Below are 15492 nucleotides of genomic sequence, written 5' to 3' on the forward strand. Positions count from 1 at the left end.
TATCTTTTTTCGGTTTTTACTTTTAGCCGATGTACTATTATACGCAGTATTTTTGTCGTAATTGCCAGTTATCCTAACATAAACCAATTGTTCGATAAAAGAACCACCGATCATGGAAAATTAATTTAATATTCCATGATCGAAGGCAAACTTAACCAAATGTGCGGTATTTTTCACGCCAGCTTTATCTATTAGATTTTGACGATGCCCCTCCACGGTACGTTTACTCAAAAAAATCTTATCAGCAATTTCAATATTGGTATAACCTTCTGCAATAAGTCCTAAGACCTCGAGCTCCCTTTCGGAAATCTCGAAATCAGTTCGTATTCCCATCGGATGCTGCGCATAGCGTTGACCGGAGCGTATCTGTTCAAGCAGTAACATTGAAATCTCCTCACTCATATATCTACCGCCAGCAGCAATGTGATTAAGTGCAAAGAGTAACTCGTTATAACCGACATTTTTTAGCAAATACCCTCTAAGACCATATTCAAATGCTTCAATGACATAATTAATTTGGTTCAGCATCGAGAGAATAACCACTTTTATATCTTTATGGTGTTGGTGCAACACCTGTAAAAGTGCAATCCCGTCCATTTCCTCCATGCTAATATCTGTCAATACAATATCGGGCAGACGATCTAGGTTCGAATCCAGATAATCCAGCGCTTCTTTACCATTGGACGCCTCGCCAACAACCTCAAAACTATCTTGGGACTCCAGAAGCAATTTTATACCATTACGTACCACCATATGGTCTTCTACCAATAGGATTTTTGTCATATCGTCTTTTTAAATCGTTAATTTAAGTGTCATACCTTTTTCAATGGTATCGTTAATAATTTTAGCACTGTATAACTCCATTACTTTTTTTAGTCGCATTGGGCTATCTGAACTTCTGGTTTTTTGTAGTATATTATCCGCTTTAAAATAAGGCAATACTTTTATAAATACAGCGAAATCAATGAGCTGTACAGATATTGAAATCGTCTGAATAGGCATCTCGTCTTTCAGATATTCAAATAGTGCGGTAAGCAGTTTAAAAAGATGCACCTGAATATGATGATGAAGTTCCTTTAAATCTGGATCGAGGATAATATCTATATTAAAACCTAACTTTTGTTTATACGAGGCCACGACCTCATCAATTGCATGAAATATTCCCAAATCATTCAAAATTGGATTGTAAAGCACAATGGCTTTGTTTCGCAATTCAATCACCAACGAGGTTAGAGAATCACGCAAACAACGTAGTTCTTCAAAGTCACCATGCCGATTTGTAAAATTCTGTAATGATATACGCATTCCATATAATTCCTGCGCGAGTTCATCTCTAAAATAACGCCCTATACGTCCTAAGTCTTCCTGCTGGTTCCGGATTATGGATTTGTAAAAATCTTCCTGACTTCCTCCCCAGATCTGATTTAGATCCTGCCCCCCATCATTTTCCTGTGATTGATCTATATATAAATTTTTGTCATCGTTCCCCATAGTATATTGCTTTTCGTAATATGACTAATAACCATTATCAAGCTTGAACAGTTTTTAAAATCTGATAACTCCGTTAAAGATTCCTGTATAGTTTATAGTACTGCGTATAAATACGTAGTACTACGGGATAAAGGATGGAGCTTCACAAGGAAAACACTTGTTGTCAAAGTAAAAAACACCTTAATTTATCCTTAACTCCGAGAGCAGCCTTCAGCAACAGAACGAAAATAAAACACTGTAAAACAATAGATTAAATCAGAAACAAAATTACATATCTCGAATTTAAATTTAAAAAAAACAATTTTTACCTATTTTTTCTAGCACCTTAATTGCAGTAGTCTAGGCACTAATAAACACTTAAAATTGATAATATGGAAAATACAACAATCGATCAACTGTTTAAGGAAAAGAGACCTACATTAAAATATTTGGCAGCGCAATTTACAAGCGATCCAGATGAAAGAGAAGATTTAGTGCAGGAAACTATGGTTAGATCACTATCTTCCATAGAAAAGTTTTTAAAACACCCAAAGCTTATGTCCTGGTTATATATTATTATGAAGAATACGTATATTAATCAGTATACACGCAATAAACGGTTGGAAAATTACCGCAACGAATACATAAGTACAGGTTATATAAATGAGATCACAACAAATCGTGGTGAAAATAACTTTGTGGCATCAGACATACAGCATGCGCTCAATAAATTACCAAAAGATTATTACAATGCTTTTGCATTATTTTTAGAAGGCTTTAAATATTATGAAATTGCGGAGCACTTGCAAATCCCGGAAGGAACGGTAAAAACACGTATCCATATGGCTCGAAAGTCTTTACAGAAGCAACTAAAAACTTATGCTAAAAGTATTTATTAAAAACAGCAACTTTTAAAGAAAAGCAGACGCAATTATCGTGTCTGCTTTTTTTATATATTTTTTTTATTTTATACTGCTCAGGCCCGCAGGTTCTGTCACCAATATTTAGTATATTAGAATAGTTACTTATAAAATCCAGCTTAATAGTCGTTACAATATGAGACATAAAATAAAGTTATTATCGCTAGTCGTCAGTAGTGGTTTATTATTGATGATATCCTGCCAATCTGTTTCCAGTGACAATAGAGACCGGATAAGGGTCAGCGGTGAGGGAAAGATTAGAATAATGCCTGATCAAGTTACACTTACCATCAATACAGCATTTACAAAACCGCGGATGGTAGATGCCGTACGGGAAACACAAAATACTGTTGACAGTGTCATCGCCATACTTGGAAAATATGGGAATAAAAAGAAGGACATCAAAACAAGTAGTGTTTCGGCAAACAAGGACTATCAATTTATCGGAAATACAAATAAATTTGTCGGTTATCAAGCGCAACAGACCATCGATTTTGTTTTACACGATCTATCCAAATTCACGGAATTAACGGGTAGATTACTCGAAACAAAAATCAGTGGAATTGGTTCCATTTCATTTGACCATTCAAAAGCCGATAGTATTCTTCGGGAAGCCGATCTCATCGCGTATGACGATGCACTAAAATCAGCCCAAAAGTTGGCTTCACGAGCAGATGTAAAGATTGGAAAATTGCTTTTTTTATCAAATGATGGTAGTGCGTCGAATGAGTCGACAGGGTATAGAACAGGAATGGCCTTGGAAACATTTAATAAAGCTTATGGTGGCGAGGGTTTTAAGATAGCTCCAGAGGTGCTTGAATTTAAAAGGACAATATATACCGAATTTGAAATAAAATAGCTTACCCACCGCAAAATACGATTGAACACGGGCATGTCTTTTGAAATCAGTGACCAATGATAGCGTAAAAAGATCTGCTTTCGAATAAGTCGGAAGCAGATCTTTTAGTTCAACTGCAATTAAGGAATAATGGTCAATACGGTATTTACACTACGTGCATGAATGGCGGGATCGTACATACATCCTATCGTAGTGATTCCCGAATTAAATATGCCCGGATTGTTGGCTTTAACCTCATACTCATAGGTGGATTTCCCCTTTGGCAGGCGATCCATAAAGTAATTTGTCGAAGCATCTTTCAAACTAAAGTAATACCCCTTACGCCATTGGTATCCAGAAGGGCTATACACAGGCTCTACACCAGCTGGGCGGCTATCTTTTAGATGAACATATTGAATGGGCTCATCATTGATCACTGTAATCCTAACTTTGATCCGTTCGCCCAATTTGGCCTCCTTGGATTCTACCCATTCCCCTTTTCGCTCCACCAGATATACTTTCTGAACCGAAAGCGCATTTGTACTGGATTTTACCTGATCAAGATCAGCAAAATACTGATGGACAATACTTCCAGAAATAACTCTGTCATTGTGGTTTTGTATTTGAATAGCCTTATCAGTTTGCAGTTCCGCTCGATCAAATTGCTTACTGACTTCTCCCAGAACATTGTTACTTAGGTCAGTCTCTTCCCTATTGATCAAAACACGCACGGTGTTGCCAGTAACAAAATCCTTCGGATTGTCCGCTAATAATAGCGCATATACGGCATCAACTGTCATCCAGGTGCTATACCAATGATTGACCTGTTTGTTATAATAGATCCATTGAGTAACTTGCTTAAGCTTCGCCGGGTTATTTAGTTTGTAAGCTTCGACGAGATAAGATTGTAAACTGATCTTATTGTATTGATTCAAATTACTTTTCCAGTACATCCCCTTTTGTGCATCGACAATAGCTTCTTGATCAAGTCTGTTTTTGATTTCCATACTTTGTTTACCTTGTCCAAAAAGCTGGTTAACAATCCATGCTTTAGCCGCCAGTCCCGCATTTCGACCGGCACTGCTTAAGGAAGAATTAAGCAATTTGCGCTGCACGGATCGGAGCGAATCTTGCGGGAAAGGATGGAATTCAGTCCAATATCGTCGCGCAAATAAATAGTCTATCCCGGCATCAACACTGGCTTTGGACGAAAATATGGCCGGATCGCGATCAAGGTATTGTGTAAGCTTTACTGCAAGGTCACGCATATCACTGTTGATTAAAGTTCTGTCCAAATAGAGTACCTTCCCGATAATTTCCAGCATACGGATGCTAATTTCGTTATTGGCTTGCCCCCCGTCAAACCAGGCAAACGAACCATCTTTAGATTGATTATTTTTTATCTTCTGTTCAACGGTACTGATTTCCGATTGTATATCAGCATTAAAAAACGCTGCAATTGCTTTCAACCGTTCCTTATCTCCCTGCATATCCCGTAGCCAGGGCATTTCTTCCATTTTGAATTCATCTAAACTGCTATTCTCTTCTAATCGTCCTTTTTTTGATCCGGCATCCAATTTTTTGAAATAGTCTGTCACTGCAGGATAATGTAGCTGTATGTATTGCGCCATCTTGAGACCAAACCACTTGCTGCTCAATTGTTCATTACATTCGTAGGGATAGTTTTTCAAATAGTCAAGTGCCGCAAGTATTTCCAGTATAGGATTGCTTTGCACTTGCACTCTTCCCATGAGGTTATCCTTAGTATTTCCTTTTAACGTATATGTTTTGGATTCTCCTGCTTTTAGGATAATTTTCTCGGAATCAGTAACTAGAATTTTATTTGGTAATACCGGAATTTCAATAATTTCACCGTCAGAAAACTCATTGCCAGCCGCAAGGATGCGAATCTGTATTGTTGGATATTCAGCGGGGATTTGCAAAGTCCATTCCACGGTTGTGTTATTGGATGCTGCCACACTAAAGTTTTTTAGCACGGAATCAACGCGAAAAGCTGCCGAGACGACCTGATTATTTCGTGGATCAATAAGTTCTATTTTCGTATCTCCCTGGATGCGCTCCTTAGTCAGGTTTTGAATTTGTGCCTTGATCGTTATCTGGTCATTGGTTCTAAAATAGCGTGGAATATTCGGGCGCACCATCAGCTGTTTTTGTGTTTGCGTAAAATAGGTACCTCCAGCTGATGCCAGTTCCTGTGTATGTGCAAAAAGTAACAATTTCCATTTTGTCAATGCTTCGGGACTGTCAAATTCGAAATTGATATTCCCCGCTTCATCGGTATATAAATTGGGATAGAAGAAAGCGGTTTCCTGAAGATTGGTTCGGGCCTTAATCTGCTTGAACTGATTATCTGCAGCGGCATCCATTTCACTAGCAACCATTCCAAATTCGGCAAGTTCCTCATTTACTGTAATCCCCATAACTGGCGGTTCATTCAACAACGCGGAAGCGGGTAAAGGCCGAGACTGCTTTGTTGCACGGGCAGCACCGCGGATTCGTATTGTGCCAACTTCAGCCCGCAGCGCGGGGTCCCGCAACTCGTCGTACATGCTCACGGTTGACATGTACGCTTGGTTATCTATTACTTCATACAAGGAGTCGTCCCGCTCCAGAACGCTTCCCCTATAGCCCCCGCGGTTCGATAACAAACCATAGTCATAAATCTGATCCCGTTGATTATCGGCATTGGGACCGTAGTAATAAGAGATAAACATGTCTCTCGAACTGATCTGTTGTCTAAAAGCATTGTTGATGTAGTAATAATTGGTCCTTGGATAATAAGGATAACGCAACTGAAAAGAACCGAAAGCATTACGGGCAAATGCGTCCAAGGAGGCGTCATACATCGTTGCCAACACTTCTGTCGCTATTGTTTTATCCTCCTGTTTTACCATAAAGCTCCATTTTTCTTTTTGACCGGGCATTATTTTATCCCGAAATGTCTTGGTTTGAATCGTTAATTCCTTATTCTGTTGAAAAATAGGAATCATAATTGGTGATAGTGTCATTTGATTATTGACAACAAAAAGTGCATTCAGCTGCAATTGGCCGGTGGCATCTTTTTCATCCAATACAAATTGATAGTCAATACGACCATTTTTCCAATTCAAGACTTTTGTATCTAATTTTTGCGAATTTCTTTCCCGCATTAACAACAGTTTTCTTGCATTTTTCACATCAGTCTGCAACATGATGGTGACCCGATCACCGATCTTATATTTGTCTTTGTCCAACCGGTAAGTGAAAAACTCCTGCTCATTTATTTTGCGATCTTTCGACCGGTATAAATTCGAATAGCCGACCGCGCGTACGGTATCACCTTCCTGTATGCTGATGGCTTCGATCTCGTATCTTCCCCAATTGAATTTTAATGAGTCCAAAATGATCTTACTCGTATCTGCGTTATCAAAATCATAACTGGCTATCTTGGTCTTTTTCTCTTCTTTTTGGAGCAAGACCGAATCAAAATAAAGTGGAAAATACTTACTATATAGCTCTTTTGAAAGCAGGTGATATTCTGCGCTTCCAAAACGTTCCCGGTATTCCGCTGTCAAAGGAATGCTGGCATCTTCCAACTTATAAATCGTGACCTTTCCGCCGAATTTCATTGGAAAACCATTTTGATTTTGTTTTAAGATCGTAATATCGCGCCATTTCTTTTCTTCCATAAGAGCAGGAACCTGGATATGCAGCTGCCATGGACGGAACGAATAAACATAACTAGCGGAAGCCGATTGCATCTCCCCTGTCTGATTAACCACCTCAGCCTGATATGTCAATACATAGTCTTTCAGTCCGGCAAACTGGCTATCCATCAAGGGTACCCGAATGGAAAAATTTCCTTTTTCATCAACTGTTGTTGTCGAATCGCTATAAACAATATTCTTTTCTTCCTTCGCATGATAAAATGATACTTTATACTTGACTGTGGCACCGGCTAGCGATACGCCAGCCAAACTCTCTGCTTTGCCAACAAATACCGCAGTATCTTTTGCTGTATAAGTCAATTTATTTGGCTCAAAAATTACTTCAAATGTCGGTCGCTTATATTCTTCGACCCGGAAATAGTGTTGATCAAGCTGTTTTGAGTCATAAAATACCAAAAGGTTATAGCTTCCATTCAGTGCCTTTGACGGCAACTGGAAACTTGCGTTGGCAGATCCAAACAGATTCGTTGTCAAGTTGATCGAGTCGATTTTCTGGCGATTGGCATCCTGCAGATAGATCTTAACACTTTGCTTTTCTAAAACCTTGCCCTGCTGTACATGATCATCGTAAAGAATTGTTTTAAAATAAACGATTTGCCCCGGTCGATAGATTGCCCTATCCAACAAGCTGACTGCACGCTTATTCCGCTTGTTATTGCTTTCGGCGGATTGGCGTAAGTTGTTTTGGTAATAGACTTGATTTTCATTATCCAAAGGAATTAATGTTTTTTCCCCAGATAGCAACAATGCATGATTGCTTAGGTAACCTTCATTTTTGGGCGAGTAGCTCGACTTAAAACTGAATTCGCCAACAGCATTGGTCTTCAATTGCGCGATCAATTTAGGAAGAACATTGTCTACAAGCTGGTATAACGATGCGCTTTGATTGGCATAGGGTGCTCCGGTTTTTCTGTTCAATAACAAACCCGAATAGATAAACTCATCGGTAGATTTTACAGCGATATTTCCCGGCATAAAGACATCTGAAATGATAAGCTGAGATACAGCGACATCCTGCTCCTGCCCATTATCCTGAAACAACTTATTATTCCCGACCAAAATGGTATAAGTACCTGCTTTAAGGGGGTTAATTTTATAAATTGTATTGTGCGTCGTATAATCACCAAACACTTTCAATGGCACTTGTTCCTCATAGACCAGCGCCGCATCTAGAGTCGTCCGATAACTGAGAGAATCATATTTTACCGTATAGTTCTTTGAACGCTTAGGCATCAGGCTTGTATTATACACCCTGATATAAAGGCTATCTACATTTGTGTGGTAGATTTGGACCGGTACGTATTCGTCAGTCGGTGCCGTTTTCTTGTAATTTAAGGTAATGGAAACCTTTTTGATTTCCTTCATTAAATTAACCGCATTCGAAATCCATGGCGATTTTGGGTACTCTTTTAAGGCTTTTTCAAGATAGGTAACTGCCGTAGGCTTCTTTCCGATATCATTGAAAGCCGTCGCTATCTGATACAATAAAAAAGCGTTATAGTCACTTTTATTGCTTGCTATATTTTTCAGGTACTCGTCAACTCTTTCTTCGATATGATTCCATTTCCAATCTTTGGACATGATATAGCTACGCGCATCCAGATAATTATTTTCGGTACTGATCGTTAGCAATCTCTCTTTAAGTTTATCCTTATTAGCCCTGTCGACATCCTTTAATGTATTCAAAAAATCCAGGTACTGGTAGCTTAGAAAATGGTACAATGTTGGATTCAAACTGAGGTTCCGGGTTTCGACAAACAGACCTTTCCAGCGTGTTATGGGTTGGGTACTTAATCCGTTTGCATCCGAAATTGACAGGCGAAAAATAGAATCAATCATCTGTATTTTACCTTTTGCGTCTTTTGCCACAAATTTGTTCTGGCTTTTACTTGCATATTGGTTGATATTGGAAAATAGATAGCTTGCATAAAAATTTTGAAGGACCGCTTTCTCTACCTTTTCAGCAGTCCGGATATTGTCGTCAAAATGATTCTGAATACGCAGAAAAGAAGAATCCTCGGATTGGTTTACCTCCAATACTTTGCTTTCCGCCAAAAATGCCCGCATCCATTCAGCATGATCTTTGGAGCGTCTGGCTTCGGCTTTGATATCGGCTAATAAGGGTAAGGTCTGCGCATAGTTTTTTATGGAAATAAGCCTTTCGACTTCGTTCCACTTTGCCAACTGCTTGTGTGAACCAAGCTCCTGTGAAAATCCCAAGACCGGGATACATATCAACAATAACCAAATGTATTTTTTCATAAAATATGACGCTAAATATTTATTAAATATCCTGTTTTTTTTCGAAAGGATGCCATAAATTGGCATATTCCATAACTGTTTAAAAAAATACTTCCCCCCGAGGGCACACATGCTGAGGCAAGGCTGGTACTGTACAGTTTGATTGATAGGTAACACTAAATGATTAATCAATATTTTTTTATATATTTAATAAATAATTCATATCCAGTTAATATCAGTTTCGTTCCTTTATAATAGGATAATTAATGGAGTCAACACTTTAATGTATCAGTTATGAAAACGATCAACTATTTTTTCCAAAGGATTATATTTCGAATCTTTTTAGGTCGGTTCAGTTCATTCTATTCACCACTAAGATTCCATAAAAATTAATTCATATTCAGGTCGGTCGATATTACTGGCAACTATATTTCAATAAATGCGTTTAACCAAAGATGCCTTTGGCAAAGATTTTATATGGGGCGTGTCTACCGCTGCCTATCAAATCGAAGGGGCACATGATCATCAGGGCAAAGGTCCCTCCATCTGGGATATCTTTGTAAAAAAGAGAAACCGTATATTTCAGAATCAACATGGCGATCAAGCCTGTGATTTCTACAATCGCTACATACAGGACCTTGCTTTAATGCAGGAAATGCATATTCCAAATTATCGATTTTCCCTATCCTGGAGCCGAATCTTACCGGATGGCATCGGGCGATCCAATCCATTAGGCATGGATTTCTATGATCGGCTGATCGATCTTTCATTGGAATTGGGAATCAAGCCTTGGGTTACTTTATATCACTGGGATCTCCCACATGCCCTTGAAAAAAAAGGTGGTTGGGTAAACCGTGATGTCAAGGAATGGTTCGGCGAATTTGTTGGCACCTGTGTGGCACGTTATGGAGATCGCGTCAAAAACTGGATGGTACTCAATGAGCCCACCGTATTTACAGCTGCCGGTTACTTCTTTGGTGTGCACGCTCCGGAAAGAAAAGGTTTGGGCAACTTTCTTGCTGCCGCCCATCATGCCGCATTAGCACAGGCTCATGGTGCCAGAATCATAAAATCCTTACAACCAGATAGCCTGGTAGGAACCACTTTTTCCTGTTCCCACGTGGAGCCATTCACTTCAAGAGAAAAAGACGTTATTGCAGCAAAAAAAGCCGATGTATTGCTCAACAGATTGTTTATTGAACCGCTACTGGGTATGGGCTATCCAACGCAGGAAATCAAAATTCTCAATCGAATTGAAAAATACATGAAACCGGGCGACGAGAAAGAATTAAAATTTGACATGGACTTCATCGGTATTCAAAACTATACCCGTGAGATGATTCGTCATGCCATTTTTGTTCCCTACCTCCGGGCCAAAATCGTAACAGCCAAGGAACGTAAAGTCGAAATGACCGAAATGAACTGGGAAGTATATCCTAGCTCCATTTATCATATGTTAAAGAAATTCAGCAGCTACCCCAATATGCCGCCCCTCATTGTCACTGAAAATGGTGCAGCTTTTCAAGATCGAATGGAAAACGGACAGGTGCATGATCCCAAAAGAGTGGATTATCTACAGGAAGCAATACAAAATGTCCATAAGGCAAAAGAAGAAGGGGTAAATGTGAAGGGCTATTTTGTCTGGACCTTTTTAGACAACTTTGAATGGGCCGAAGGATATCGCCCAAGATTCGGTTTGGTTTATGTCGATTTTCAAAACCAGCAACGCATCATAAAGTCATCAGGACATTGGTATGCTAATTTCTTAAAATAAACATTACTTATTTAGTGAGCCCGTTTCCATATATTGACAAATTTCAATAGCAAAGGTACCAATAAGATGGCCAGCAGAATGCTGATTGCGCTGACGGCTATATTTCGTCCATTATCGCCTAAGAAGTAAATTGAAAGGCCACCTAATGCACATGGAATACCAAAAACCAAAATCTTAACCCATGCCAGCTCCCCTTCTTCACGGTAAATATGTTGTGCAGGAATAGCCGCTATTAATTCAACGTGATTGGCATTGAAATAGGCTAAAATTTGTGCCACTTCAGATGCCGATAATTCCCGTGGCCGCAAAACCTCCCCTTTTACAACAATAAGCAATCCATTTCTGTCCTGCTGAATGGAATCAATATCTTTCGTCATAAAGTACTTTTTATACCCCATGGGGTTAAGTGCATAGCCTTTGTAATCATTGCTCCCGGGACAGAGACACGAAAAGTTGTCCGCATTCAATGAAAAAATAACATCACGACGATCCCCCCCGAGCTTCTTTACCGAGCTTATCACCCCCAGGATACAAGTTAATGCCAGAAACTGTAAGATGAACATCCACAAGGACAGCTGTATCCCCCAAGACAAGAGTAGCCCCACAAGAATCAAACCAACGAAAAACCATTTCAAATGTTCCAAGATTATTATCTTACGGTTCAGAAAATAGGTTATAATCACACAAACCACAGGTGCTAAACTCGATTTCCAATCCCAGAAAATTGAAAAGATCCCCAACAGAGAAATAACGCCGAACATAATCGCCGTGGCATAATCCCCTTTTTTGCCTAAATTCTTTCGCTCAATCTGAATACTATTTTTCAAGTGTCGGTACGTTAACAAGAAAGCGTACTTTCTTATGCATGTCTATATCATTAATTGGATAAATATAAATATCTTTATCCAATTAATGAATATTGAATAGGAACATAACATATCTAAATTCGCCTTATGAAGACTTTTCAGTTTAAATCACACAACGTTAAGAAAGGCTTAATCTTTGGATTTGCCTATCTGTTTATTGTTTTTATCATTTTCAGTATCATCTATGGCGGAATCAATGGAATGGCCGACGCTGTCAATAATTTCGGATCAGCCAAAGGACTTGGCTTTTTGGTTGCTATCATTGTAATAGGTCCATTTGTTATGCTATTGCAGATCATCAATCCAAAAATAGAAGTACTTATCGATCGCCAGCATATGATCATCAAACAACATAAAAAAACAGCTCTAGATATCCACTTAAATGATATTTATGAAATGAAAATAAACCATTCACTGGTAAATCAGCTTCAGATTTTTGGACAGCAGGCACAGTTGCTTGCAAAGATCCACCCGCAACACGACACACAGGTCATTTACAAGATCGCAGCTGAAATCGCACAATATGAAATCTTTTTACAGCAAAAGGGTCAGAAGAAGGTTTTTGGCAATCCAGTTGAAACGATATCCTACACAAGAAAATAGATCGCGCTAGCACATGGTTGAGTTGCTCCGGATATAATCGAGATATTTAGCAAAAAAAAGATGAAGGTATACTATCCCAATAATCAATGGACTTTTTATATGATAAGCCCCTTAATCATCTGCGGCGGGCTTTGTTATCTCCTATTTTTCGCTGATTATTTTTCTTGGCCTTTAATTGGATTCGCGTTATTTTGTTTCCTCTTTTTTTGCTATTGCCTGTACGAAAGATTCGCCACCAAATTAACGATTTATACGGATCGCCTGGAACTCCGTCGAAACTTTCAACAAGCGCAATCATTTCATTATGCGGATCACGAATTTGTCATAGGCCCGACTTACGATACCTTCACTCAACGGATGTTTTCAAAAAAATACGCTGGTAGGGCGCGATTGTTCTTCATCTATCCATTGGATGAACACGGGAATCGAATAAAGATGCTTTCTACTGCGCTTGAACTGGATATTACAAAAGGCCATTATAAAAAAATCCAAAGAGATCTAGCAGAAGGCTTGAAAAAGCTCGATCTATCGGCCCATTTGTGTTACAACCATAATGATACCATTATAATTAGGAACAGGTGATTCAAATCGAGCAATATCAGCTCGCTAACTTACTTCAGTTCGAGCAGCTCCTTACCAAACTTTTTCTCAATAAACGGATTCAACTGTGGGATGCCAAATTTAGGGTTGTCCAGCCAAAATTTATTGGCATACCTACTTTTCAAATCCAGCCAAATACCTGACGTCAGCTCTTTCTTTACGGACTTGAATTCCTCTTTGGTAATGAATTTACGTTCCTGTGTATAAAATTCACTCAAAAAGTCAAAAGGGACAAATTCTGATTTACGTCCTCTTTTAATAGCCCCTACGTTCATCATCACCTTACTGACCAATTTACTTGGCTCGGGCTTATCAAGATTGGTCTCTGTATAATTTTCCATCGTCACGCCTGTGTATTGTTGGCCTTTAAGCTTGAAGAAACTGACTTCCTTTTGGCTATTGGGTGGAATGATATCAAAATAGACCTGCACGTCACCACGCGTTGTCTTTTGTATATATCCTGTATTCAGATTACCCGTTCTGATTAATTTCCTTTCCTTGTCCTGAACCAGCACAAATTTGGACGGGAGATCATTGACCACAGACTGTGCTTTCATCCGCATCACATGTGGATTCCAGCTCCAAAAATTGCCCATTACTTCCTTAAAATTCCTAGTTGTGAGGGAGTCCTCGAAAATCCGATAATCCAAAACCCGATGGTAGACCTTTCCTTTTTTATCTTTCAATGGAATATAATACGCAATAATACCATCGTAAAAATAACGTGCTCGCTTGTTAAAAAAAGTTGTATTTCTAAAATAACCCTTTAAAATCAGATAATCATATTTGCTCTTATCCGCAATAGCGATCTCATCTATTTTAATACTTCGGGGGATCAATTTAACCAGCTTCTCTTTACGTAACGAACCAATTGTTTCCTGATAATTATTATAGGAAATATGCTGTAATATAAGTACCGAATTTGCATTTTTCCGGAGCGAATCCAGTGCGATCTCCCCTTTCGTATCTGCCACGCCCAATAATGTACCGTCTTCAGTGTAAATGTTCACTAAGGGCACAGGTTCACCACTCAGACTATCAATGATGCGGATTTGAGCAAATAGTATGTTGCAACTAAAAAAAAAGCTTAACAGAAATAATATTTTTGGCATAATTCAAATGATTACCCTAAAATATAAAATATTCACCACAATAAAATGCCAAAAATCGTTAAAGTATAATCTAGAACGATAATCCATTATAGCAAATATAGTCTACTAGCTACCTTTTATAAGTGTTTTTTTGCCCTATATCATCATTCTCTATAAACTTCTTTTTATATTTAGCCATAAATCTAGTGGTCTATTATGGATAAACGCATTTCAATAGAGGAGCTTGAAGGAAACGTATTCTTTTGGTATTATTATTTATGTTGGTTCCGTGGTTACGATGCTGAAAACGAATTAAATATTGATGAAGCACTGGAGGTTATGCAAATTGATACGGAAGATTTTGCAAATTGGGAACAATTTTTCTTCCCTCCTAAAACAGATGATGAAGTACTTCGATATATCACTGAAGACCTGACAGAAGAATTGTCCATTCATATCCAATTCCGTTCAAATGCAATTGTTTTCTTTCTCAATGATAACTACATCGGTAATCTAGGCGGTCATTTCGAGGCCTGGTTTTTTACCTTGGATGAACTAAAATCTTTTGCACGCTATCCGCTTCTCTTCTTGTTATTTATGCCTATGCTGGGTATTACAGCCGAGCAGAAACAGGAGACCCTTACCTTAGTAGCCAAACATTTGACCGCTATTCCAGTTTTTGCGGATCATGCTCTATACATTGCGAGCTGTATAACGAATGGATTAGTTATGACAAACGGATTTATACAGCATGATGCACTAGGTTTCATCAATGATCAAAATCATAGTGTTAGAAATATAAATCAATATCCAGCTGGAAAAGAAGATTTCACCGTGTTGAATAGGATATTAAAACAGTTTGTCCAGGAGAATTAGTCGCGAAAAATAGCTATACAAAAAAAGAAATTACTTAGTCCCACAATAATGAACTTCACCAGAGGCCACTATTTGGCGTTAATAATCATTACAATAGTTATGGGATTACTTGCCCGCAAAATAACGGTTATCCCTCTCTATGTTGGGGATAGTTTATATGCCGTGATGACCTACTGGTTATGCAGGTTTATTTTTTTCCATCGATCGTTCAACTTTTGTTTTGTAAGTACCCTTGTATTTTGTTTCACAATCGAGTTTTTACAACTGGTACAACATCCGTTATTGATCAGTGTCCGCAGCCATCCGCTTCTGCGGCTACTATTTGGCCAAGGTTTTCTCTGGTCTGATCTGCTCGCTTATATCGCCGGTGCTTTTTTTGCTCTTCTATTGGACCGATCTATTCATTCAGCCCCTAAAAAGTGAAAAATACCTCGCTCTGGTGCGATGAAAATTACACTTTATGATAATAGCATCCCCACTTAATT

General features: G+C 38.6%; 11 protein-coding genes. 6 read left to right on the forward strand and 5 right to left on the reverse strand.

Going from position 1 to position 15492, the window contains the following annotated elements:
* Window positions 1–120: 120 nt before the first annotated feature.
* Entirely contained in the window at window positions 121–783 is a 663-nt protein-coding gene (locus tag B4G94_RS05485; RefSeq protein WP_286857614.1) for a response regulator transcription factor, read from the reverse strand.
* Window positions 784–792: 9 nt separating this feature from the next.
* The gene (locus tag B4G94_RS05490) at window positions 793–1491 is read right to left on the reverse strand and encodes a hypothetical protein (RefSeq protein WP_286857615.1); all 699 of its coding nucleotides are present in this window, start codon (window positions 1489–1491) and stop codon (window positions 793–795) included.
* Between the two features lie 371 nt (window positions 1492–1862).
* Between B4G94_RS05490 and B4G94_RS05495 the strand changes: the two genes are divergently transcribed.
* Both B4G94_RS05495 and B4G94_RS05500 read left to right on the forward strand, forming a co-directional pair.
* Window positions 1863–2369, forward strand: coding sequence for an RNA polymerase sigma factor (locus tag B4G94_RS05495; protein ID WP_108631844.1), 507 nt, complete (start codon window positions 1863–1865; stop codon window positions 2367–2369).
* 157 nt (window positions 2370–2526) lie between these two features.
* Window positions 2527–3249, forward strand: a complete 723-nt coding sequence (locus B4G94_RS05500; protein ID WP_286857616.1) for an SIMPL domain-containing protein — start codon at window positions 2527–2529, stop codon at window positions 3247–3249.
* A 119-nt stretch (window positions 3250–3368) separates the two neighbouring features.
* Here the strand turns inward: B4G94_RS05500 and B4G94_RS05505 are convergent, their stop codons facing one another.
* The gene (locus B4G94_RS05505; protein WP_286857617.1) at window positions 3369–9218 is read right to left on the reverse strand and encodes an MG2 domain-containing protein; all 5850 of its coding nucleotides are present in this window, start codon (window positions 9216–9218) and stop codon (window positions 3369–3371) included.
* A 418-nt stretch (window positions 9219–9636) separates the two neighbouring features.
* Here B4G94_RS05505 and B4G94_RS05510 point away from each other — a divergent pair, with 418 nt between their 5' ends.
* Window positions 9637–10971 (forward strand): GH1 family beta-glucosidase, encoded by a 1335-nt coding sequence (locus tag B4G94_RS05510; RefSeq protein ID WP_286857618.1) that lies wholly within the window; start codon window positions 9637–9639, stop codon window positions 10969–10971.
* 11 nt (window positions 10972–10982) lie between these two features.
* On the opposite strand, the gene B4G94_RS05515 is transcribed toward B4G94_RS05510, so the two are convergent.
* A complete protein-coding gene (locus B4G94_RS05515) occupies window positions 10983–11798 on the reverse strand; it encodes a hypothetical protein (RefSeq protein WP_286857619.1) in 816 nt (271 codons plus the stop codon).
* Window positions 11799–11924: 126 nt separating this feature from the next.
* Between B4G94_RS05515 and B4G94_RS05520 the strand changes: the two genes are divergently transcribed.
* On the forward strand, window positions 11925–12440 hold the full coding sequence (locus tag B4G94_RS05520; RefSeq protein ID WP_108631849.1) for a hypothetical protein: 516 nt from the start codon (window positions 11925–11927) through the stop codon (window positions 12438–12440).
* Between the two features lie 611 nt (window positions 12441–13051).
* Here B4G94_RS05520 and B4G94_RS05525 read toward each other — a convergent pair.
* Window positions 13052–14152, reverse strand: coding sequence for a hypothetical protein (locus B4G94_RS05525; RefSeq protein WP_108631851.1), 1101 nt, complete (start codon window positions 14150–14152; stop codon window positions 13052–13054).
* Window positions 14153–14347: 195 nt separating this feature from the next.
* Between B4G94_RS05525 and B4G94_RS05530 the strand changes: the two genes are divergently transcribed.
* Together B4G94_RS05530 and B4G94_RS28055 are read left to right on the forward strand one after the other, a co-directional pair.
* On the forward strand, window positions 14348–15007 hold the full coding sequence (locus B4G94_RS05530) for an Imm19 family immunity protein (protein WP_108631852.1): 660 nt from the start codon (window positions 14348–14350) through the stop codon (window positions 15005–15007).
* A 99-nt stretch (window positions 15008–15106) separates the two neighbouring features.
* Window positions 15107–15430: a DUF2809 domain-containing protein gene (locus B4G94_RS28055; protein WP_181390421.1), complete on the forward strand. Its 324-nt coding sequence runs from the start codon at window positions 15107–15109 to the stop codon at window positions 15428–15430.
* The last annotated feature ends 62 nt before the right edge of the window (window positions 15431–15492 follow it).

The sequence above is a fragment of the Sphingobacterium sp. UBA7625 genome (assembly GCF_002484085.1).
Classification (GTDB): domain Bacteria; phylum Bacteroidota; class Bacteroidia; order Sphingobacteriales; family Sphingobacteriaceae; genus Sphingobacterium; species Sphingobacterium athyrii.